General features: G+C 60.8%; 18 protein-coding genes. 9 read left to right on the top strand and 9 right to left on the bottom strand.

All coding sequences use genetic code 11. The annotated features are described in order from the left end of the window. A complete protein-coding gene (locus tag AACY18_RS21120) occupies positions 1-738 on the bottom strand; it encodes a TPM domain-containing protein (RefSeq protein WP_339465983.1) in 738 nt (245 codons plus the stop codon). 13 nt (positions 739-751) lie between these two features. Next, on the bottom strand, positions 752-1,360 hold the full coding sequence (locus AACY18_RS21115; protein ID WP_339430689.1) for a LemA family protein: 609 nt from the start codon (positions 1,358-1,360) through the stop codon (positions 752-754). 260 nt (positions 1,361-1,620) lie between these two features. Here AACY18_RS21115 and bglX point away from each other — a divergent pair, with 260 nt between their 5' ends. Continuing rightward, complete coding sequence (bglX, locus tag AACY18_RS21110) at positions 1,621-3,912, top strand: beta-glucosidase BglX (protein ID WP_339465981.1); 2,292 nt, start codon at positions 1,621-1,623, stop codon at positions 3,910-3,912. Between the two features lie 154 nt (positions 3,913-4,066). On the opposite strand, the gene AACY18_RS21105 is transcribed toward bglX, so the two are convergent. From AACY18_RS21105 to AACY18_RS21085, 5 genes are all read right to left on the bottom strand, one after another. Next, positions 4,067-5,224, bottom strand: a complete 1,158-nt coding sequence (locus AACY18_RS21105; protein ID WP_339465980.1) for a phospholipase D-like domain-containing protein — start codon at positions 5,222-5,224, stop codon at positions 4,067-4,069. 1 nt (position 5,225) lies between these two features. Beyond that, on the bottom strand, positions 5,226-5,816 hold the full coding sequence (locus AACY18_RS21100) for a YceI family protein (protein WP_339465978.1): 591 nt from the start codon (positions 5,814-5,816) through the stop codon (positions 5,226-5,228). Positions 5,817-6,018: 202 nt separating this feature from the next. Then, positions 6,019-6,315 carry an amidase gene (locus tag AACY18_RS21095; RefSeq protein WP_339430685.1) on the bottom strand — a complete coding sequence of 99 codons (297 nt, stop codon included), beginning with the start codon at positions 6,313-6,315 and terminating at the stop codon, positions 6,019-6,021. Next, positions 6,312-7,385, bottom strand: a complete 1,074-nt coding sequence (locus AACY18_RS21090) for a serine hydrolase domain-containing protein (protein WP_339430684.1) — start codon at positions 7,383-7,385, stop codon at positions 6,312-6,314. Before AACY18_RS21090 ends, AACY18_RS21095 begins: the two co-directional genes overlap by 4 nt. A 152-nt stretch (positions 7,386-7,537) precedes the next feature. Further along, positions 7,538-8,416 carry an acyl-CoA dehydrogenase family protein gene (locus AACY18_RS21085; RefSeq protein WP_339430683.1) on the bottom strand — a complete coding sequence of 293 codons (879 nt, stop codon included), beginning with the start codon at positions 8,414-8,416 and terminating at the stop codon, positions 7,538-7,540. A 153-nt stretch (positions 8,417-8,569) separates the two neighbouring features. On the opposite strand from AACY18_RS21085, the gene olsB reads away from it, so the two are divergent. Both olsB and AACY18_RS21075 read left to right on the top strand, forming a co-directional pair. Beyond that, entirely contained in the window at positions 8,570-9,325 is a 756-nt protein-coding gene (gene olsB / locus AACY18_RS21080) for an L-ornithine N(alpha)-acyltransferase (protein ID WP_339430682.1), read from the top strand. Further along, entirely contained in the window at positions 9,325-10,116 is a 792-nt protein-coding gene (locus AACY18_RS21075; RefSeq protein WP_339430681.1) for a lysophospholipid acyltransferase family protein, read from the top strand. The genes olsB and AACY18_RS21075 overlap by 1 nt, the downstream gene beginning before the upstream one ends. A gap of 50 nt (positions 10,117-10,166) precedes the next feature. Here AACY18_RS21075 and AACY18_RS21070 read toward each other — a convergent pair whose 3' ends face one another. Then, positions 10,167-10,751, bottom strand: a complete 585-nt coding sequence (locus AACY18_RS21070) for an acyl carrier protein phosphodiesterase (RefSeq protein ID WP_339430680.1) — start codon at positions 10,749-10,751, stop codon at positions 10,167-10,169. Between the two features lie 167 nt (positions 10,752-10,918). Between AACY18_RS21070 and AACY18_RS21065 the strand changes: the two genes are divergently transcribed. The 3 genes from AACY18_RS21065 to AACY18_RS21055 are packed head-to-tail and all read left to right on the top strand — an operon-like array spanning position 10,919 to position 13,491. Next, positions 10,919-11,239 carry an ArsR/SmtB family transcription factor gene (locus AACY18_RS21065; protein WP_221731397.1) on the top strand — a complete coding sequence of 107 codons (321 nt, stop codon included), beginning with the start codon at positions 10,919-10,921 and terminating at the stop codon, positions 11,237-11,239. A gap of 5 nt (positions 11,240-11,244) precedes the next feature. Continuing rightward, positions 11,245-12,411 carry an MFS transporter gene (locus AACY18_RS21060; protein ID WP_339430679.1) on the top strand — a complete coding sequence of 389 codons (1,167 nt, stop codon included), beginning with the start codon at positions 11,245-11,247 and terminating at the stop codon, positions 12,409-12,411. Between the two features lie 30 nt (positions 12,412-12,441). Continuing rightward, complete coding sequence (locus tag AACY18_RS21055) at positions 12,442-13,491, top strand: alkene reductase (protein ID WP_339465977.1); 1,050 nt, start codon at positions 12,442-12,444, stop codon at positions 13,489-13,491. Positions 13,492-13,695: 204 nt separating this feature from the next. On the opposite strand, the gene emhR is transcribed toward AACY18_RS21055, so the two are convergent. Continuing rightward, positions 13,696-14,328: an efflux system transcriptional repressor EmhR gene (gene emhR / locus AACY18_RS21050; RefSeq protein WP_221731400.1), complete on the bottom strand. Its 633-nt coding sequence runs from the start codon at positions 14,326-14,328 to the stop codon at positions 13,696-13,698. A gap of 263 nt (positions 14,329-14,591) precedes the next feature. Here emhR and emhA point away from each other — a divergent pair, with 263 nt between their 5' ends. From emhA to emhC, 3 genes are read left to right on the top strand one after another with little or no spacing between them, the layout of a single operon-like run. Then, positions 14,592-15,749, top strand: a complete 1,158-nt coding sequence (gene emhA / locus AACY18_RS21045) for an efflux RND transporter periplasmic adaptor subunit EmhA (protein ID WP_339430677.1) — start codon at positions 14,592-14,594, stop codon at positions 15,747-15,749. 3 nt (positions 15,750-15,752) lie between these two features. Beyond that, on the top strand, positions 15,753-18,902 hold the full coding sequence (gene emhB, locus AACY18_RS21040) for an efflux RND transporter permease subunit EmhB (RefSeq protein ID WP_339465975.1): 3,150 nt from the start codon (positions 15,753-15,755) through the stop codon (positions 18,900-18,902). Beyond that, entirely contained in the window at positions 18,899-20,359 is a 1,461-nt protein-coding gene (gene emhC, locus AACY18_RS21035; protein WP_339430675.1) for an efflux RND transporter outer membrane subunit EmhC, read from the top strand. The genes emhB and emhC overlap by 4 nt, the downstream gene beginning before the upstream one ends. The last annotated feature ends 87 nt before the right edge of the window (positions 20,360-20,446 follow it).

Below are 20,446 nucleotides of genomic sequence, written 5' to 3'. Positions count from 1 at the left end.
TCACCAGCCGCCCGACGAACCACCGCCGCCGAAACTGCCCCCGCCGCCGCTAAAGCCCCCGCCTCCACTGCCGCCGCCAAAACCTCCGCCACCACCGGAGCCGCCACGGCCGGCGGGAAGGATACCGAGCATCTGGCAGACAAACACCGTCAGGATGAACAACATCACTAAAAACACGAACAACGTCGGGTGCCGCGAGATGAAATCATCGGAAGGATCACCGCCGGGTTCATACACCGTTGACGGTTCGTCCAGCGGATTGCCCCCCAGCACCACCAGCATCGCCGCGACGCCATCGCTGATGCCTTTGCTGAAGTGGCCGGTCTTGAACGCGGGGGTGATGACTTGATGGATGATCACCGACGCCTGCGCATCGGTCAGCCGGTCCTCCAGGCCATAACCGACTTCAATGCGCAATTTGCGCTCGTCCCGGGCGACGATAAGCAATGCGCCGTTGTTTTTGTCTTTCTGGCCGATGCCCCAGTGCCGGCCCAGTTGCACGCCAAAATCTTCGATGGTGGTGCCTTGCAGATCCGGCAGCGTCACCACGACCAATTGCTCGCCGGTCGCCTGTTCGTGCGCCTGCAACTGCTGGCTCAGTTGCGCACGCACTGACGGCTCGATCATCTGCGCGTCATCCACCACCCGCCCGCTCAGCGCCGGGAACGTCAACTCGGCCCGGGCGCTGACGGCGAACAGCCACAGCATCAGCACCAGGCCCATTTTCAACACACGCATGGGCAACCTCGGATCAGAACTTCACTTCGGGCGCCTTTTCTGCACCGGGGGTGGTGGCTTCAAAGGTTTCGCGGATCGGCAGGTCGCTGTACATCACGCTGTGCCAGAGGCGTCCCGGGAAGGTGCGGATTTCAGTGTTGTATTTCTGCACCGCCAGAATGAAATCGCGCCGCGCCACGGCGATACGGTTTTCCGTGCCCTCAAGCTGCGACTGCAGGGCCAGAAAGTTCTGGTTGGCCTTCAGGTCCGGATAACGCTCAGAGACCACCATCAAACGGCTCAACGCGCCGCTCAGTTGATCCTGTGCCTGTTGGAACTGCTTGAGCTTTTGCGGGTTGTCGAGGGTGCTGGCATCCACCTGGATCGACGTCGCCTTGGCCCGCGCCTCGATCACGGCGGTCAGGGTCGCCTCTTCATGCTTGGCGTAGCCTTTCACCGTTTCGACCAGATTGGGGATCAGGTCGGCGCGGCGCTGGTACTGGTTCTGCACTTGGCTCCAGGCCGCTTTGGCCTGCTCGTCGAGGGTCGGGATGTTGTTGATGCCACACGCGGTCAATAGCGTGGCCAGCACCAGCAATGTGGCGACCTGCAGACGCGAGCGGTTGATTGGGCTGACATTCATCAAAGTGATGCTCCTTGGCACATTTCATTAAAAACCGTCGGCGAAAACTTCGGGACCGGCTCTTGGGGCATAATCGGCCTCGTCACTGGAATGCGACGGGCGAATGGGCTAAAAAGTGCCCTGCGCGTTCACGCTACCGAGTGTCGGCTGTGGTTTTTTGGCTCGGTATTTTTGAGCCGGCACCCGAACAACAATAGTCGCTCCCAACATTTTGGCTGGCCGGCATTGCATTGCCGCTTGGGCCCTTGAGAAAAACATTCATGAAGAAGCTGTGTTTGCTGGGTCTGCTCGTCAGCCTGGCCAGTCATCACGTATTGGCCGCCACGACCCCGGCGCCCCTGGAAAACAAGGACGCGTTCATCAGCCACCTGATGAGCCAAATGACCCTCGAGGAGAAGATCGGCCAGTTGCGCCTGATCAGCATCGGCCCGCAAATGCCCCGCGAACTGATCCGCAAGGAAATCGCCGCGGGCAACATCGGCGGCACGTTCAACTCCATCACTCGCCCGGAAAACCGGCCGATGCAGGACGCGGCCATGCGCAGCCGTCTGAAGATTCCGATGTTTTTTGCGTACGACGTGATCCACGGTCACCGTACGATTTTCCCGATTCCGCTGGCCCTGGCATCGAGCTGGGACATGGACGCCATCGGCCTGTCCGGACGCGTGGCGGCCAAAGAAGCGGCGGCCGACAGCCTCGACATCACCTTCGCGCCGATGGTCGACATCTCCCGCGATCCGCGTTGGGGCCGCAGCTCCGAAGGTTTCGGTGAGGACACCTACCTGACCTCGCGCATCGCCAAAGTCATGGTCAAGGCTTATCAGGGCCAGACCCCGAGCGCCGCCGACAGCATCATGGCCAGCGTCAAGCACTTTGCCCTGTACGGCGCGGTCGAGGGTGGTCGTGACTACAACACCGTGGACATGAGCCCGGTGAAGATGTACCAGGATTACCTGCCACCGTACCGCGCCGCGATTGATGCCGGCGCCGGCGGCGTGATGGTCGCGTTGAATTCGATCAACGGCATTCCGGCCACCGCCAACACCTGGCTGATGAACGATTTGCTACGCAAGGACTGGGGCTTCAAAGGCCTGGCGGTCAGCGACCACGGTGCGATCTTCGAGCTGATCAAGCACGGCGTGGCCCGCGACGGTCGTGAAGCGGCGAAGCTGGCGATCAAGGCCGGCATCGACATGAGCATGAACGACACCCTGTACGGCAAAGAGCTGCCGGGCCTGCTCAAGTCCGGCGAGATCGAACAGAAAGACATCGACAATGCCGTGCGCGAAGTGCTCGCGGCCAAGTACGACATGGGCTTGTTCAAGGACCCGTACCTGCGCATCGGCAAGGCTGAAGACGATCCGGCCGACACCTATGCCGAAAGTCGCATGCACCGTCGCGAGGCCCGTGAAGTGGCGCGTCGCAGCCTGGTGCTGCTGAAAAACCAGAACGAAACCCTGCCGCTGAAGAAAACCGCGAAAATCGCGCTGGTCGGCCCATTGGCCAAGGCGCCGATCGACATGATGGGCAGTTGGGCGGCGGCCGGTAAGCCGGCGCAATCGGTGACCCTGTTCGACGGCATGAGCAACGTGATCGGCGACAAGTCGAACCTGATCTACGCCCGTGGCGCCAACATCACCAGCAACAAGAAGGTCCTCGACTACCTGAACTTCCTCAACTTCGATGCACCGGAAGTGGTGGATGATCCGCGCCCGGCCAACGTGTTGATCGACGAAGCGGTGAAAGCCGCCAAAGACGCTGACGTGGTCGTTGCGGCAGTGGGCGAATCCCGCGGCATGTCACACGAATCCTCCAGCCGCACCGACCTGAACATCCCGCAAACTCAGCGCGAGTTGATCCGAGCCCTGAAAGCGACCGGCAAACCGCTGGTGCTGGTGCTGATGAACGGCCGTCCACTGACCATCCTTGAGGAAAAGGAATCGGCCGACGCCATTCTGGAAACCTGGTTCAGCGGCACCGAGGGCGGCAACGCCATCGCCGATGTGCTGTTCGGTGACTACAACCCGTCGGGCAAACTGCCGGTGACCTTCCCGCGCTCCGTCGGGCAGATTCCCACCTACTACAACCACCTGAGCATTGGCCGGCCGTTCACGCCAGGCAAACCGGGCAACTACACCTCGCAGTATTTCGATGACATCACCGGCCCGCTGTTCCCGTTCGGCTATGGCCTGAGCTACACCGGTTTCAGCCTGAACGACATGGCGCTGTCGTCGACCACCCTGAACGCCACCGGAAAGCTCGACGCCAGTGTCACGGTGAAAAACACCGGCAAGCGCGACGGCGAAACCGTGGTGCAGTTGTACATTCAGGACGTCACCGGTTCAATGATCCGCCCGGTGAAGGAACTGAAGAACTTCCAGAAAATCATGCTCAAGGCCGGCGAACAGAAAGTCGTGCACTTCACCATCACCGAGGATGACCTGAAGTTCTACAACGCTCAGCTCAAGTACGCGGCAGAGCCCGGCAAATTCAACGTGCAGATCGGTCTTGATTCGCAGGACGTGACGCAGCAGAGCTTCGAATTGCTGTAACTATTGAGGCCACACACGCCTGTGTGAGCGGGGCCTTTGTGGGAGGGGGCTTGCTCCCGAATGCGGTGTATCAGCCAAATAAATGCTGAATGACATGCCGCCTTCGGGAACAAGCCCCCTCCCACATTGGAATCCACTGGTTTCGGAGCTGGCGTTAACCGCGCCTGTCCAGCAGGTTGACCACCAACCGATCCACCCACCCCCACACCCGCTGCTTGACCCTGCGCCACAACGGCCGACGCTGCCACTCCTCCAGACTCACCCGCTGACTCAAGCCGAAGTCCTTCTCGAAACTCGCCCGCACCGCCGCCGTCAACGACGGATCGAGTGCCTCCAGGTTCGCCTCCAGATTGAAACGCAGGTTCCAGTGATCGAAGTTGCACGAGCCGATGCTCACCCACTCGTCCACCAGCACCATTTTCAGGTGCAGGAAACACGGCTGGTATTCGAAGATCTGCACCCCGGCCTTGAGCAGGCGCGGGTAGTAGCGATGCCCGGCGTAGCGCACGGACGGGTGATCGGTGCGTGGGCCGGTCAGCAGTAAACGCACATCGACACCACGAGCGGCGGCCTTGCGCAGGGAGCGGCGGATTTTCCAGGTCGGCAGAAAATACGGCGTGGCCATCCAGATGCGTTTCTGCCCACTGTTCAGGGCGCGGAACAGCGACTGCAGAATGTCGCGATGCTGGCGGGCGTCAGCGTAAGCCACACGGCCCATGCCCTCGCCTTTATCCGGCACACGGGGTAACCGCGGCAGGCCAAAATGCGCGGCCGGGCGCCAGGCGCGACGATAGCGGTTGGCGATCCATTGCCGGTCGAACAGCAATTGCCAGTCGATGACCAATGGACCGCTGATTTGCACCATCACCTCATGCCATTCGCTGGTGGCATGGCCTGGGGTCCAGAACTCGTCGGTGACGCCGGTGCCGCCGACCACTGCCGAACATCGGTCAACCAGCAGCAGCTTGCGATGATCACGATAGAAATTGCCAACCCAGCGCCGCCAGCTCAAACGATTGTAAAAACGCAGTTCGACCCCGGCCTGGATCAGGCGCTGGCGCAGAGAATGGGTAAACGCGAGGCTGCCGTAATCGTCGAACAGACATCGCACACGCACGCCGCGCTCGGCCGCCAGCACCAGCGCTTGAACGATGGTTTCGGCACAGGCGCCCGCCTCGACCAGATACAGCTCAAGTTCGATCTGTTCTTTGGCCTGGGCAATGTTCTGGAGCATGCGCGCAAAGAATTGCGGGCCGTCGATCAACAACTCGAAGTGGTTGCCGTCACGCCACGGAAACACTGCGCCGCGCATGTCAGCGCGCCGTGAAGATCAGCACCGCACCCACCGGCACCGACAGGCTGATGGCCGACAGACCGGCCAGTTTGCGCAAGCTTTCAATCCCCGGAGCGAGATCGAAATCCTCGGCATTGATCACCAGCGGCTCCAGCGTCACCACTTGGAAACGGCGGTCATCCAGACGTGTGGCGAGCAACTCGGCCGGATATTCATGTTGCTTGCCGTGCAGGTTGACGGTCAGCGGCAAACGTAATTCAAGCTGAGCGCCAGGGGCCAGATCGTTGATCGGGCGCAGGTCGATCCGGGTGGTGATGGTCGCCGCGGGAAACTGCTCGATCTGGAACAGCTCCTTGCGCATACGCTCGTCACGCAGGGGGATGCCGCTGTTGATCGAATCCAGCTCGACTTCGACTTCGGCGCGACCATTGGGGTCGACTTTGCCGTGCAACACCAGAAAACGCTGCACTTCGGCAAGGCTGGCGTTTTTCGTGCTGACGAACGACAGCCGCGACGACTCGCCATCCAGGTACCAATTGGCCTGCGCTGGCAGCGCAGCGGCGGCCAAAAACAGGCTGGACAGGGTTGCAAACAGGGAACGGTTGAACATTAAAGACTCGTGGGGCCAATAAACCTGAGCCGAACATTAACCGCCCGTGGCGTTATTGCAAACTTTCAATCCCCACCAGTCCATTGACTGGAAAAGTTCCCGTGGGCGGGCTTGCTCGCGAAAGCGCCGGCACAGGCAACATTTGTGGTGACTGACACACAGCCTTCGCGAGCAAGCCCGCTCCCACCGGGGGACGAGCACATCAAGGATTGAGGCGGCAGCCTTGGCGTTCGCCCAACCACCGGGCACTGTTGCTGCGCCCCATGCCGCTGACGGTGATGGTCTTGCTGGCGGGCTCATCGGTGAAACGGCTGGTCGGCAGCCACTGTTTCACATAGCCCCGGCAGTATTCGGCCTCGTTGCTCATCACGTAGCGACACGAACAATATTCCTTGGCGGTGTAGGCACTGATGATGTCGGGAAAGGCCCACAGGTTTTCGCGTTCATATCCGACCCAGCCCAACAGCATGACCGACAGCACCAGCAAGAAGCGCTTCATGGCTGCACCGCCTCCAGCACGCGTTTGATCAATTCGTTGTGGCGATAGCGGCCGTCGCGATCATCGGCGTAGCGCACGATCACCAGGTTTTCGCTGGGGATGACGTACAAGGCCTGGCCCCAATGGCCGAGGGCGGCAAAGGTGTCGGGCGGTGCGTCGGGCCACGGCGATGGCGCGCCGTCCGCCGGGCGATTAAGCCACCAGTGGCCGCCGGGGACGGCTTCGTCCTGATGGGCCTTGTAGCCGGCGAAGGGTTTGAGGTTGAAGGCGAGCCAATCCCTGGGCAGCAATTGCCGATCAGCCCAGCGCCCGTCGCGGGCCATCAACAGACCGACCCGCGCCAGATCCCGTGCGGTCAGGTAGGCATAAGACGAGGCGACAAACGTACCGCTGGCATCGCGTTCCCACACGGCATGACGGATGCCCAACGGGTCGAACAGGGCCGTCCACGGATAGTCCGGATAACGCGGCGGACCGACAATGGTTTTCAGCGCGGCCGACAACAGATTGCTGTCGCCGCTGGAATAACGGAACGCCTGTCCCGGTGCCGCAAAGCGGTCATGATTCGCCGTGAACGCCGCCATGTCGCGATGACCACGGGTATAAAGCATCGCCACCACCGAGGATTTGAGCGGCGCGTATTCGTAGTCTTCCTGCCAGTCGAGGCCAGAGGCCCAGTGCAGCAGATCGGCCATTGTGATGGCGGGGTGTTTTTCCAGCGCCGGGTAAAACTTCACGGCGGGATCATCAAGCCTGAACAGGCCTTCGCCGTACGCCACACCCAGGACTGTGGCCATCAGACTTTTGCTGATCGACCAGGTCAGGTGCGGGGTGTCGGCAGTGGTCGGGCCGGCGTAGCGTTCGTAGACGATCTGGCCATCGCGGATGATCAGCAAGGCGTCGGTGCGGACACCTTGGCGAGTGGTGTCGTCGCGGGGCGGGAAAGCGTAGGCCTCCAGTTTCTCAACCGCAGGGCCAGTGAGCTGCGGGCCCGTCGGCCATTGCTCGCCGGGCCATTGCCCGGCCTGAACGGTGAAGCTGATCAGCAGCAGGAGCAGGCCTTTGAACATGGTGAGAGCTCTTGAAAATAACCTGCTGAGGGTAGTCGGGGTTTATGACAGATGTGTGGTGTTTTCAGGGCCTCTTCGCGAGCAAGTGTTCGAGTTCCTTCAGTTGAAATGCAATCAAACTGTGGCAGCGGGCGTGCTCGCGAAGAGGCCGGTCAGGCCTGCGCCAAAGCCTTGGCCAACCGCTTGGCCCTGGCCCCCGAAGCCAATTGCATCACGCCTTGATCACGCTGCCACATCGCCGCCCACTCGGAATGTCCCTCGCTCAACGCTAGATCGACTTCAGGCTTGAGCGCGTCAAACTGCGCAAACAACCCACCCAGCAACACATGCCCGGCCCGGGTATTGGGTGGCTGGCGACTCATTTCGGCACACCCGGCCAACAACGCCAGCAAGCGTAATTGCAGCGCTTGTGGCCAATCGCTGTCCTGCCCGACGCCATACAACCACGCGGTCATCGCACTCAACACATAGACATCTTCCAGGGTGCGGAACGGTTTGACGTAAGCATCCCAGCCATCCCCGGCGAGCAATTCGCACAGGGCGCCATCGAGGTGGAGCCGACCATGGCTGATGTCCGGCATCAACGGCAGCGCCGGCAGTTTTTCCACACGCACACCGGGTTCGCCGGGATACACCACCGCCAGGCTCAGGCGCGGCGTCTGGCCGGGTTCTTCACTGCGCGCGGCGATCAGCAGCCAGTCCGCCGCATCGCCAGCGGTGACGAAATCCTTGCGCCCGCTCAGATGCAAATCGGTCAGCCGCGTTTGCATATCCGCCGGGCGCAAACTGCGCTGTTCAGTCGCACACAACGCCCCAAGGCTCAGCGGTGCGCTGGGCCAAAGCATGCGCAACGCCGCTTGATAACCGACCAGAAACGCCAGCCCCGGCGTTGCCATCAACCGCCCTCCCGCCACCGCCAATTCGAACGGCGTGACGTTGCCCAGCGTGTGCAACAACGCCGCAAAACCTTCCGCCAGGTCAGCAACGACGGGCAATCGTTCACGGCTTTCAAGCAGATCGGGCCAAGGCATAAGAGGCTCCTCGTGGGTTGTCATATAAGCATCACCAAACGTTCATGGCGATGACACCGGGGCTACATAGCCTGACTTTGCACAACACGGCTGCATAAAGAAAGTCGATCGGCTGCAACCCACGACGGGTTAAAGGCCCGTACGGAGATTCACATGACTCAGATCGCCCGCATCAGCGACACCGGCAATGAACGCCGCCTGCAAGCCGAACGCCTGATCGGCGCCGAGGCCTTGCAGCAAGCCCAGGCCTTGCGCTTCAACGTCTTCAGCGGCGAGTTCAACGCCAAACTGAAAGGCGCTGAACGAGGTCTGGACATGGATGATTATGATGTTCACTGCAGCCACATCGGTGTGCGAGACCTGAACACCGGCCGCCTGGTGGCGACCACTCGTTTGCTCGACCACACCGCCGCCAGCAGCCTGGGCAAGTTCTACAGCGAAGAAGAATTCAGCCTGCATGGCCTGGCGCATTTGAAAGGCCCGATCCTGGAAATCGGCCGCACCTGCGTCGACCCGGCCTACCGCAACGGCGGCACCATCGCCGTGCTGTGGGGCGAACTGGCCGAAGTGCTCAATCAGGGCGGATACAGCTATTTGATGGGCTGCGCGAGCATCCCGATGCAGGACGGCGGCGTGCAGGCTCACGCGATCATGCAGCGTCTGCGTGAACGTTATCTGTGCACCGAACATTTGCGTGCCGAGCCGAAAAATCCGCTGCCGGCCCTGGATATTCCCTCCAACGTGATTGCTGAAATGCCGCCGCTGCTCAAGGCCTATATGCGCCTGGGCGCGAAAATCTGCGGCGAGCCGTGCTGGGACGAAGACTTCCAGGTCGCCGACGTGTTCATCCTGCTCAAGCGCGATGAACTCTGCCCGCGCTACGCCAAGCACTTCAAGGCAGCGGTGTAATGCGCCGTTTGCGGGTGTACGCGCGAGTCGCGCGAGTGCTGCTGGTGGTGACGCTGGGGTTGACCATGGCCAGTGTTTTCGGGATGTTTGAGCGCATTGGCCTGGCCCATTCGATGGAGCGCCGGCAGCGCTGGTCGCGCTTTTTCATGGCGCGCCTGAGCAACGCCCTGCCCTTTCGCGTGAGCGTTCACGGCGAGCTGCCGAAACAGCCGATGCTGTGGGTCAGCAACCACGTTTCATGGACGGATATTCCGCTGCTCGGCATGCTCACGCCGCTGTCGTTTCTGTCCAAGGCCGAAGTACGCACCTGGCCGGTCGCCGGTTGGCTCGCGGCGAAGGCCGGCAGCCTGTTCATCCGCCGGGGTTCGGGCGATAGCCAGTTGATCCGCAAGCAGATGACCCGTCACCTGCAAACCGACCATCCGCTGCTGATGTTCCCTGAAGGCACCACCACCGACGGCCGTTCGCTGCGCACCTTTCATGGTCGCCTGTTGTCGGCGGCGATTGATTCCGAGGTGATGCTGCAACCGGTAGCGATCCGTTATCTGCGTGACGGTGAAATCGACGCGTTGGCACCGTTCATTGGTGACGATGACCTGCTGTCGCACTTGATGCGTCTGTTCAGCAATGACTGCGGCGATGTCGAAGTGCATCTGCTCAAGCCGATTGCCTGTCAGGGGCGCGAGCGGGCGGCGCTGGCGTTCGAGGCACAGCAGGCGGTGCAGAAGGCGTTGTTTGGGGCGATCCCGGACACCCAACAGACCCCGATGCGCCCGGCAATCGCGGCCTGATACACAGGCTCCCACAGCGGCCGTGCCCCCTGTGGGAGCAAGCTCCCACATCAGGTTTTCAAGGGCTCGGCGTGTCGGGCGAAATCCTGAAGTTGTGGGTAGAACAACGCAAAATCCTCACTCAACGGCTCATACAAACGCCGCAATTCCTGCATCGCACCCGCCAGCTCTTGCGGCCGGGTCAAGCGTCGGGAGATCCCGCGCAACACCTGCTCCAGCACTTCAAACTCCTGATAAGACCCCAGCCAGTCATTGGCAACCATGTGCGGCGCGATCTTCGCCAGACGCTCGGGCAGTTGTCGCTCAAGCGATAGCACCCGATAGACGTCCGTCGTGAACTGCTCCAGCGGCTGCTCGGCGTACAAACGCCAGTCTCGCGCCAGACAATGGTCGAAAAACACGTCGAGGACGATCCCGGCATAACGTCTTCGAGTAGCGCAAAACCGCCGCAACGCGACGTCCACCTGCGGATGGCGATCGGTGAAGACATCAATCCGCCGGTGCAACTGGATGGCCGCCTCGACCTCCGGCGCAAACTGCCCCTGCAGCCGGCCTTTGACGAAGTCGCCATACAAACTGCCGAGTAATTGGCCCGGGCGCTGGCCACCGAGGTGCAAATGTGCGAGATAGTTCATGGGCGCAGCTTAGCACTGCGCCTTCATCGTTACACTCAACGTATCGTTATAACCCGATATACCGATTTACACGGTCGTCAGATCAAAAACATATTGGTATATCGCGAAATACCGATTTAAAGTTCGCCTCATCGCGATATAGCGCTACAGACATCACGAGCCAAGCCATGAACCTCGACCTCGACGAAATAATAAAAGCCCTGGCACACCCAGTACGACGAGACATCCTCATCTGGCTGAAAGACCCCAAAGTCCAGTTTCCGGAACAGATTCACAACCACGAGTACGGCATCTGTGCCGGGCAGATCGACCAGCGCTGCGGCCTGTCGCAGTCGACGGTGTCCGCCCACCTCGCCACGCTGCAACGCGCCGGGCTGATCAGCAGCCAGAAGGCCGGTCAGTGGAACTTCTTCAAGCGCAACGAGGACGTGATTCAGGCGTTCCTCGACGCCATCGTCAAAGAGCTCAGCGCTCCCCCAAGGAATTGATGCACATGCCCCTCTCGCTACTTATTCTGGCCTTGAGCGCCTTCGCCATCGGCACCACCGAGTTCGTCATCATGGGCCTGCTGCCCGATGTGGCGGCCGACCTTGGTGTGTCGATCCCCGGCGCCGGCTGGCTGGTGACCGGTTACGCCTTGGGCGTGGCCATCGGTGCGCCGTTCATGGCACTGGCCACCGCCAAACTGCCGCGCAAGGCAGCATTGGTCGCATTGATGGGCATTTTCATTGTCGGCAACCTGCTCTGCGCCATTGCAGGTGATTACAACGTGCTGATGTTTGCCCGTGTCGTCACCGCGCTGTGCCACGGTGCATTCTTCGGTATCGGCTCGGTGGTGGCGGCCGGTCTGGTGGCACCGAACAAACGCGCTTCGGCAGTCGCGTTGATGTTCACCGGCCTGACCCTGGCCAACGTGCTGGGAGTGCCGTTGGGGACTGCGCTGGGTCAGGAAGCCGGCTGGCGTTCGACCTTCTGGGCAGTGACCGTCATCGGTGTGATTGCGCTGATCGGCCTGATCCGCTTCCTGCCGGCCAAGCGTGACGAAGAAAAACTCGACATGCGCGCCGAACTCGCCGCCCTCAAAGGCGCCGGCATCTGGCTGTCGCTGAGCATGACCGCGCTGTTCGCAGCCTCGATGTTCACCCTCTTCACCTACGTCGCCCCGCTGCTTGGCGATGTCACCGGTGTTTCGCCAAAAGGCGTGACCTGGACCCTGCTGTTGATCGGCCTCGGTTTGACGGTCGGCAACATCATCGGCGGCAAACTGGCAGACAAACGCCTGGGCGCCACCCTGATCGGCGTGTTCGTGGCGATGGCGGTGGTTTCCACTGTGCTGAGCTGGACCAGCGTCGCGCTGATCCCGACTGAAATCACCCTGTTCCTCTGGGCGACCGCTTCCTTCGCTGCCGTGCCGGCCCTGCAAATCAACGTGGTGACCTTCGGCAAGGCTGCACCGAATCTGGTGTCGACCCTGAATATCGGCGCCTTCAACGTCGGTAACGCCCTCGGCGCCTGGGTCGGCGGCAGCGTTATCGCCCACGGTTTCGGGCTGACCAGCGTGCCTCTGGCCGCAGCCGCCCTGGCAGTGCTCGCCCTGCTGGTGACCCTGATTACTTTCCGTCAGAACGGCAATGCCGGTCTGGCTCCTGCTACCCACTGATTAACCACTTCACTGACGAGGGTTGTACACATGGCAACTATTTTCGATCCGATCAAACTGGGCGACGTCGAGCTGTCCAATCGCATCATCATGGCCCCGCTGACCCGTTGCCGCGCCGACGAAGGCCGCGTGCCGAACGCGCTGATGGCCGAGTATTACGTGCAGCGCGCCTCTGCCGGCCTGATTCTGAGCGAAGCGACTTCGGTGACACCGATGGGCGTCGGTTACCCGGACACCCCAGGCATCTGGTCGAACGATCAAGTGCGCGGCTGGGCCAACGTGACCAAAGCCATTCACGGCGCTGGCGGCAAGATTTTCCTGCAACTGTGGCACGTCGGCCGGATTTCTCACCCCTCGTACCTCAACGGTGAGGCGCCGGTCGCACCGAGCGCCATCCAGCCCAAAGGTCACGTCAGCCTGGTGCGTCCACTGGCCGACTACCCAACCCCACGCGCACTGGAAACCGCTGAGATCGCCGACATCGTCGACGCCTACCGCACCGGTGCCGAGAACGCCAAAGCCGCCGGTTTCGACGGCGTGGAAATCCATGGTGCCAACGGTTACCTGCTCGACCAGTTCCTGCAAAGCAGCACCAACCAGCGCACCGACAACTACGGTGGTTCCCTGGAAAACCGTGCACGTCTGCTGCTGGAAGTGACTGACGCCGCCATCGAAGTCTGGGGCGCCGGGCGTGTTGGTGTGCACCTGGCACCGCGTGCGGACTCCCACGACATGGGCGACGACAATCTGGCTGAAACCTTCACTTACGTGGCTCGCGAGCTGGGCAAACGCGGCATCGCGTTTATCTGCTCGCGCGAGAAAGAAGGCGCCGACAGCCTCGGCCCGCAACTCAAGGAAGCTTTCGGCGGCCCGTACATCGTCAACGAACGTTTCACCAAGGACAGCGCCAATCAATGGCTGGCGGCCGGCAAGGCTGACGCCGTGGCGTTCGGCGTGCCCTTCATTGCCAACCCGGATCTGCCGGCACGCCTGAAGGCCGATGCGCCGCTGAACGAGCCGCGTCCTGAGCTGTTTTACGGCAAAGGCCCGGTTGGCTACATCGACTATCCGACGCTGTAACTCTTAATGCAGGAACGCAAAAGCCCCGACTCGCAAGAGCCGGGGCTTTTTCTTGGGGCCCGGTATTGGGGCCGCTAACATTCCTTCACACAGGCGACACAAATTCCCTACAAAATGCGTGGCTGGCTACCGATAAACTGCGAACCGCAAACGTATATAAAAACGGGCCAATTGACATAAGCTGTGCCCATTACGCGCTTGTTTTCATCGGCGCAAACTGGGGCTCAGGCGCAGCATGTCCAACCCTGTATCGACCCAGCGCTCGGCTTCGGCATGCAGTTCGAAGCTGTCCGGGGCCAACAGCCAGCCATACAGGAGGCCATCGATATAAGCATGAATGCTGATGGCCGCTCGGGCAGTGTCGAGATCTTCTGGCAACTGGCCGCGATTCACCGCATTACGCAGGGTCAGCCCGATACGCACATTGCAATCGAGACTGGCCGTCCGGCGCTGCTGGCGCAGATCGCACATTTCATCGGTGAATTCGCACTTATGAAACAGAATTTCGTTGATACGCCGGGTCTTCGGGTCCAGAGCAACTTGATGAAACAAATGAATCAGCAGCTTGCGCATGCAGCCCAGCGGGTCGAGTTCATCCTCGCTCTCACTGGCCTTGGCCAGTTCATCCAGCGGCTCGTGCAAGCTATCGAGCATGGCCTGGACCAGGTCGGCCTTGTTGCTGAAATGCCAATAAATGGCGCCGCGCGTGACGCCGGCCATGCTCGCGATATCCGCCAGCGTCGTACGAGCGACGCCCCTTTCATAGAACGCTTTCTCTGCCGCTTCCAGAATCTGGCTGCGGGTTTCTTGAGCTTCCTCTTTGGTACGACGGACCATGACAGTAAAACCTCAAACAGGATGTTTCAGGGATGGCTGAATATCCGCTGAATAACGAGGGGGCGATCTCTCGCGGATCGACTCCCCGGCCTACAATTTCGAACCTTGCGACGTATTTTGTAACAGGGTGGATACGACGCCAAGGTGTTTACAAACAACCATGAACGTAAGTATATTCATTAGCAAGCTACTTATCCACCCGGCAGTTTTTTTTACTTCCACACTTCTTGTGCGCTTTTCGCGCGCCTGACCCGAGGATTTTCATGCAATTCAAGCCAGCTGTTACCGCTCTGGTCACTGCCGTCGCCCTGGCATCGCTGCTCAGCGGATGTAAAAAGGAAGAAGCGGCCCCAGCCGCTCCGCCTCCTCAGGTCGGCGTCGTCACCCTGCAACCACAAGCCTTCACCCTCACGTCCGAACTGCCGGGCCGCACCAGTGCGTTCCGCATCGCTGAAGTTCGCCCTCAGGTCAACGGCATCATTCTCAAGCGACTGTTCAAGGAAGGCGGTGACGTTAAAGCCGGCCAGCAGTTGTACCAGATCGATCCGTCGGTCTATGAAGCCACCCTGAAAAGCGCCGAAGCCAACCTGCGTTCGACCAAGTCGATCTCCGACCGCTACAAGCAACTGGTCGATGAACAGGCCGTCAGCCGCCAGGAATACGACACCGCCGTGGCCAACCGCATGCAATCGGAAGCGTCGCTGCAAAGCGCGCAGATCAACGTGCGTTACACCAAGGTTTATGCGCCGATTTCCGGCCGTATCGGCCGCTCTTCGGTGACCGAAGGTGCGCTGGTCAGCAACGGCCAGACCGACGCCATGGCGACGATCCAGCAGCTCGACCCGATCTACGTCGATGTGACCCAGTCGTCAGTTGAATTGCTGGAACTGCGCCGCGAGCTGGAAAGCGGTCGTCTGCAAAAATCCGGCGACAACGCTGCAGCGGTCAAGCTGACCCTGGAAGACGGCAGCCAGTACAAGCTCGACGGTAAGCTGGAATTCTCCGAAGTATCGGTCGATCCGACTACCGGTTCGGTAACCCTGCGCGCGGTCTTCCCGAACCCCGACCACACCCTGCTGCCTGGCATGTTCGTCCGCGCCCAGTTGCAGGCAGGTGTCAACGCCGCCGCCATTCTGGCGCCGCAACAAGGCGTGACCCGCGACCTCAAAGGCACCCCGACCGCACTGGTCGTCGGCGCCGACAACAAGGTCGAACTGCGTCAGCTCAAGGCCAGCCGCACCGTCGGCAGCAAATGGCTGATCGAAGACGGCCTGAAGGCTGGCGATCGTCTGATCACCGAGGGGCTGCAATACGTGCGCCCAGGTGTTCAGGTCAATCCGACCGAAGCGACCAATGTTGACACCAAGAACCCGGCCCCCGCACAGGCAGCTGATAAAGCCGCCGGCGGCAAAGGGGAGTAACCCATGTCAAAATTCTTCATCGACCGTCCGATTTTCGCCTGGGTAATTGCCCTGGTGATCATGCTGGTCGGGGCACTATCGATCCTCAAGTTGCCGATCAACCAGTACCCGAGCATTGCGCCACCGGCCATTGCGATCTCCGTGACCTACCCGGGCGCTTCGGCGCAAACCGTGCAGGACACCGTGGTTCAGGTGATCGAACAACAGCTCAACGGTATCGACAACCTGCGTTATGTGTCGTCGGAAAGTAACTCCGACGGCAGCATGACCATCACCGCGACCTTCGAGCAAGGCACCAACTCCGACACCGCGCAGGTGCAGGTTCAGAACAAACTGAACCTCGCGACTCCGCTGTTGCCGCAGGAAGTGCAGCAACAAGGTATCCGTGTGACCAAGGCAGTGAAAAACTTCCTCATGGTGATCGGCGTGGTGTCGAGCGACGGCAGCATGAACAAGGACGACCTGTCCAACTACATCGTGTCGAACATGCAGGACCCGATCTCGCGCACTGCCGGTGTCGGTGACTTCCAGGTCTTCGGTGCCCAGTACGCGATGCGCATCTGGCTCGACCCGGCCAAGTTGAACAAGTACAGCCTGACCCCGTCTGATGTCAGTGCCGCGATTTCGTCGCAGAACGTTCAGGTTTCCTCCGGTCAGCTCGGTGGTTTGCCGGCGCTGCCTGGCCAGCAACTGAACGCCACGATCATCGGCAAGACCCGTCTGCAAACGGCCGAGCAGTTCAAGGCTATTCTGCTGAAGGTCAATCAGGATGGTTCGCAAGTGCGTGTCGGCGACGTTGCTGACGTGCGCCTGGGCGGAGAGAACTCCAGCATTTCTGCCCAGTTCAACGGCAAACCGGCTTCCGGTCTGGCGGTGAAACTGGCCAACGGTGCCAACGCCCTCGATACAGCCAAAGCGCTGCGCAAAACGATTGACGATCTCAAGCCGTTCTTCCCGCAAAGCATGGAAGTGGTGTTCCCGTATGACACCACCCCGGTGGTGACCGAGTCGATCAAGGGTGTGGTTGAAACCCTGGTTGAAGCGATCGTACTGGTGTTCCTGGTGATGTTCCTGTTCCTGCAGAACTTCCGCGCCACCGTCATCACCACGATGACCGTGCCGGTGGTATTGCTCGGCACGTTCGGCATCCTCGCTGCCGCCGGTTTCAGCATCAACACGCTGACCATGTTCGGTATGGTGCTGGCCATCGGCTTGCTGGTGGACGACGCGATCGTCGTGGTGGAAAACGTCGAGCGCGTGATGGCCGAAGAAGGCTTGTCCCCGAAGGAAGCGACCAAAAAGTCCATGGGCCAGATCCAGGGCGCATTGGTCGGTATCGCCCTGGTTCTGTCGGCGGTACTGCTGCCGATGGCGTTCTTCAGCGGCTCCACGGGTGTGATCTACAAGCAGTTCTCGATCACCATCGTTTCGGCGATGGCCCTGTCGGTACTGGTTGCGCTGATTTTCACCCCGGCGCTGTGCGCCACCATGCTCAAACCGATTGCGAAAGGTGAACACGACACACCGAAAAAAGGTTTCTTCGGCTGGTTCAACCGCAACTTCGACCGTGGTGTCAGAAGTTATGAGCGCGGTGTCGGCAACATGCTGCAGCGCAAAGCCCCGTATCTGTTGGCCTATTTGCTGATTGTTGTCGGCATGATCTGGCTGTTCACTCGCATTCCAACCGCGTTCCTGCCGGAAGAAGACCAAGGCGTATTGTTCGCGCAGGTGCAAACCCCGGCCGGTTCCAGTGCCGAACGCACCCAAGTCGTCGTCGACGAGATGCGTTCCTACCTGCTGGATAAAGAGGCAGGCGCAGTGGCGTCGGTGTTCACCGTGAACGGTTTCAACTTCGCCGGTCGCGGTCAGAGTTCGGGTCTGGCGTTCATCATGCTCAAGCCGTGGCACGAACGTGACGCCAGCAACAGCGTGTTCGCGCTTGCACAGCGTGCCCAACAACACTTCTTCAGTTTCCGCGATGCGATGGTGTTTGCCTTCGCCCCGCCAGCGGTACTGGAATTGGGTAACGCCACCGGTTTCGACGTGTTCCTGCAGGACCGCGCCGGTATCGGTCACGAAAAACTGATGCAAGCACGTAACCAGTTCCTCGGTCTCGCGGCGCAGAGCAAGGTGCTCTACCAAGTACGTCCGAACGGCCTGAACGACGAACCGCAATACCATCTGGAAATCGATGACGAGAAAGCCCGAGCCCTTGGCTTGAGCCTTTCCGACATCAACAGCACGCTGTCGATTTCCTTCGGTAGTAGCTACGTCAACGACTTCATCGACCGTGGTCGGGTCAAGAAGGTTTACGTGCAAGGTCAGGCTGGCGCTCGCATGAGCCCTGAAGACTTGAACAAGTGGTACGTACGCAACAGTGCCGGGACCATGGTGCCGTTCTCCGCCTTCGCCAAAGGCGAGTGGATCTATGGCTCGCCGAAACTGGCCCGTTACAACGGCGTAGAAGCGATGGAAGTGCTCGGCTCTCCGGCGCCGGGTTACTCCACCGGTGAAGCGATGGCCGAAGTCGAAGCGATTGCCAAGAAGCTGCCGGCCGGCGTCGGTATCTCCTGGACCGGTCTGTCCTACGAGGAACGTCTGTCGGGCTCGCAAGCGCCAGCGCTGTACGCCCTGTCGCTGCTGATGGTGTTCCTGTGTCTGGCGGCGCTGTATGAAAGCTGGTCGATTCCGATCGCGGTCATGCTCGTGGTGCCACTGGGGATCATCGGTGCACTGTTGGCCACCAGCCTGCGCGGTCTGTCCAACGACGTGTACTTCCAGGTGGGCCTGTTGACGACTATCGGTCTGGCGGCTAAAAACGCCATTCTGATCGTCGAATTCGCCAAGGAACTGCATGAGCAAGGGCGCAGTCTGCGCGATGCGGCGATTGAAGCGTGCCGCATGCGTCTGCGACCGATCATCATGACCTCGCTGGCCTTCGTACTCGGTGTTGTACCGTTGGCGATCTCCACCGGCGCAGGTTCAGGCAGTCAACATGCGATCGGTACTGGCGTAATCGGCGGTATGCTCACGGCCACGATCCTGGCGATCTTCTGGGTCCCACTGTTCTTCGTCACCGTGTCGTCCATTGGCCAGCGCAAAAACGCCGGCAAGGATGACGCCAAAGAAACTCCTAAAGAGGCTGGCCAATGAGCAAGTCGCTACTCTCCCTCGCAGTCGCCGCCTTCGTGCTGAGCGGTTGCTCGCTGATACCTGATTATCAGCAGCCTGAGGCTCCGGTCGCAGGCCAGTACCCACAGGGCCCGGCGTATTCGCCGGCCCAGGCACCGGCGCAAGCTGCTGCCGAGCAGGGCTGGAAGCAGTTTTTCCATGACCCGGCCCTGCAACAGCTGATCCAGGTCTCGCTGGAAAACAACCGCGACCTGCGTGTTGCGGCACTGAACATCGACGCTTATGCGGCCCAGTACCGCATCCAGCGCGCCGACCTGTTCCCGGCGGTTTCGGCCAATGGCAGCGGCAGTCGTCAGCGTCTGCCGGCGCGTGCGTCGCAGACCGGCGAGTCGATGATCAGCAGCTCCTACTCCGCCACGGTCGGCGTCAGTGCCTACGAACTCGACCTGTTCGGTCGGGTTCGCAGCCTGAGCGAACAAGCGCTGCAACAATACTTCGCCACCGAAGAAGCGCGCCGCAGCACCCAGATCAGCCTGGTTGCCAGCGTCGCCAATGCGTATATGACCTGGCAGGCCGACAAAGAACTGCTCAAGCTGACGCAAGACACCCTCGGTGCCTTCGAAGAAAGCTTTAAGCTGACCAGCCGCAGCAATGAAGTCGGTGTCGCTTCGGCACTGGATCTGGCTCAGTCGCGTACCTCGGTGGAAAACGCCCGTGCCCAATTGGCGCGTTATACCCGTCAGGTCGCGCAGGATGAAAACAGCCTGACCCTGCTGCTCGGCACCGGTATCCCGGCCAATCTGCAAGCGGCCAAACCGCTGGCCGACGACCTGCTCAGCGACGTACCGCCCGGTCTGCCCTCGGATCTGCTGCAACGTCGTCCGGACATCATGCAAGCCGAGTACAACCTGAAGGCCGCCAACGCCAACATCGGCGCAGCGCGGGCAGCGTTCTTCCCGAGCATCAGCCTGACCGCCAACGCGGGCAGCCTGAGCCCGGATCTGTCCGGCCTGTTCAAGGGCGGTTCGGGTACGTGGCTGTTCCAGCCGCAGATCAACCTGCCGATCTTCAACGCCGGTAGCCTGCGCGCCAGCCTCGACTACGCCAAGATCCAGAAGGACATCGGCGTGGCGAACTACGAGAAGGCGATTCAAACCGGCTTCCAGGAAGTCGCCGACGGCCTGGCCGCCCGCCAGACCTACACCGATCAGTTGCAAGCGCAGCGTGACTTTGTACAGGCCAACCAGGATTACTACCGCCTGGCCGAACGTCGTTATCGCATCGGCGTCGACAGCAACCTGACCTTCCTCGATGCCCAGCGTCAGTTGTTCAGCGCGCAACAGTCGCTGATCACCGACCGCCTCGCGCAGCTGACCAGTGCGGTCAACCTGTACAAGGCCCTGGGCGGTGGCTGGAATGCGCAAACCGCGCAGAACGAACCGCTGAAAGAAGAAGCACCGAAGATGAAGCTGTTCTGATCATCCGGTGAATACAAGAGCCCGCCATTTGGCGGGCTTTTTGTTGCCGGCAGGAAAGTCGTGGAGCCGGCACAACCACCACAAAGC

The sequence above is a fragment of the Pseudomonas sp. EA_65y_Pfl2_P74 genome (assembly GCF_963970575.1).
GTDB lineage: Bacteria > Pseudomonadota > Gammaproteobacteria > Pseudomonadales > Pseudomonadaceae > Aquipseudomonas > Aquipseudomonas baetica_A.
Note: the sequence above shows the minus strand (reverse complement) of the source record. Positions and strands in the feature narration are given on the sequence as shown.

What these genes read in the sequence shown, in the direction of transcription:
- AACY18_RS21120 (WP_339465983.1), bottom strand. Translation starts at nt 738, where the DNA reads ATGCGTGTGTTGAAAATGGGCCTGGTGCTGATGCTGTGGCTGTTCGCC.
- AACY18_RS21115 (WP_339430689.1), bottom strand. Translation starts at nt 1,360, where the DNA reads ATGAATGTCAGCCCAATCAACCGCTCGCGTCTGCAGGTCGCCACATTG.
- bglX (WP_339465981.1), top strand. Translation starts at nt 1,621, where the DNA reads ATGAAGAAGCTGTGTTTGCTGGGTCTGCTCGTCAGCCTGGCCAGTCAT.
- AACY18_RS21105 (WP_339465980.1), bottom strand. Translation starts at nt 5,224, where the DNA reads ATGCGCGGCGCAGTGTTTCCGTGGCGTGACGGCAACCACTTCGAGTTG.
- AACY18_RS21100 (WP_339465978.1), bottom strand. Translation starts at nt 5,816, where the DNA reads ATGTTCAACCGTTCCCTGTTTGCAACCCTGTCCAGCCTGTTTTTGGCC.
- AACY18_RS21095 (WP_339430685.1), bottom strand. Translation starts at nt 6,315, where the DNA reads ATGAAGCGCTTCTTGCTGGTGCTGTCGGTCATGCTGTTGGGCTGGGTC.
- AACY18_RS21090 (WP_339430684.1), bottom strand. Translation starts at nt 7,385, where the DNA reads ATGTTCAAAGGCCTGCTCCTGCTGCTGATCAGCTTCACCGTTCAGGCC.
- AACY18_RS21085 (WP_339430683.1), bottom strand. Translation starts at nt 8,416, where the DNA reads ATGCCTTGGCCCGATCTGCTTGAAAGCCGTGAACGATTGCCCGTCGTT.
- olsB (WP_339430682.1), top strand. Translation starts at nt 8,570, where the DNA reads ATGACTCAGATCGCCCGCATCAGCGACACCGGCAATGAACGCCGCCTG.
- AACY18_RS21075 (WP_339430681.1), top strand. Translation starts at nt 9,325, where the DNA reads ATGCGCCGTTTGCGGGTGTACGCGCGAGTCGCGCGAGTGCTGCTGGTG.
- AACY18_RS21070 (WP_339430680.1), bottom strand. Translation starts at nt 10,751, where the DNA reads ATGAACTATCTCGCACATTTGCACCTCGGTGGCCAGCGCCCGGGCCAA.
- AACY18_RS21065 (WP_221731397.1), top strand. Translation starts at nt 10,919, where the DNA reads ATGAACCTCGACCTCGACGAAATAATAAAAGCCCTGGCACACCCAGTA.
- AACY18_RS21060 (WP_339430679.1), top strand. Translation starts at nt 11,245, where the DNA reads ATGCCCCTCTCGCTACTTATTCTGGCCTTGAGCGCCTTCGCCATCGGC.
- AACY18_RS21055 (WP_339465977.1), top strand. Translation starts at nt 12,442, where the DNA reads ATGGCAACTATTTTCGATCCGATCAAACTGGGCGACGTCGAGCTGTCC.
- emhR (WP_221731400.1), bottom strand. Translation starts at nt 14,328, where the DNA reads ATGGTCCGTCGTACCAAAGAGGAAGCTCAAGAAACCCGCAGCCAGATT.
- emhA (WP_339430677.1), top strand. Translation starts at nt 14,592, where the DNA reads ATGCAATTCAAGCCAGCTGTTACCGCTCTGGTCACTGCCGTCGCCCTG.
- emhB (WP_339465975.1), top strand. Translation starts at nt 15,753, where the DNA reads ATGTCAAAATTCTTCATCGACCGTCCGATTTTCGCCTGGGTAATTGCC.
- emhC (WP_339430675.1), top strand. Translation starts at nt 18,899, where the DNA reads ATGAGCAAGTCGCTACTCTCCCTCGCAGTCGCCGCCTTCGTGCTGAGC.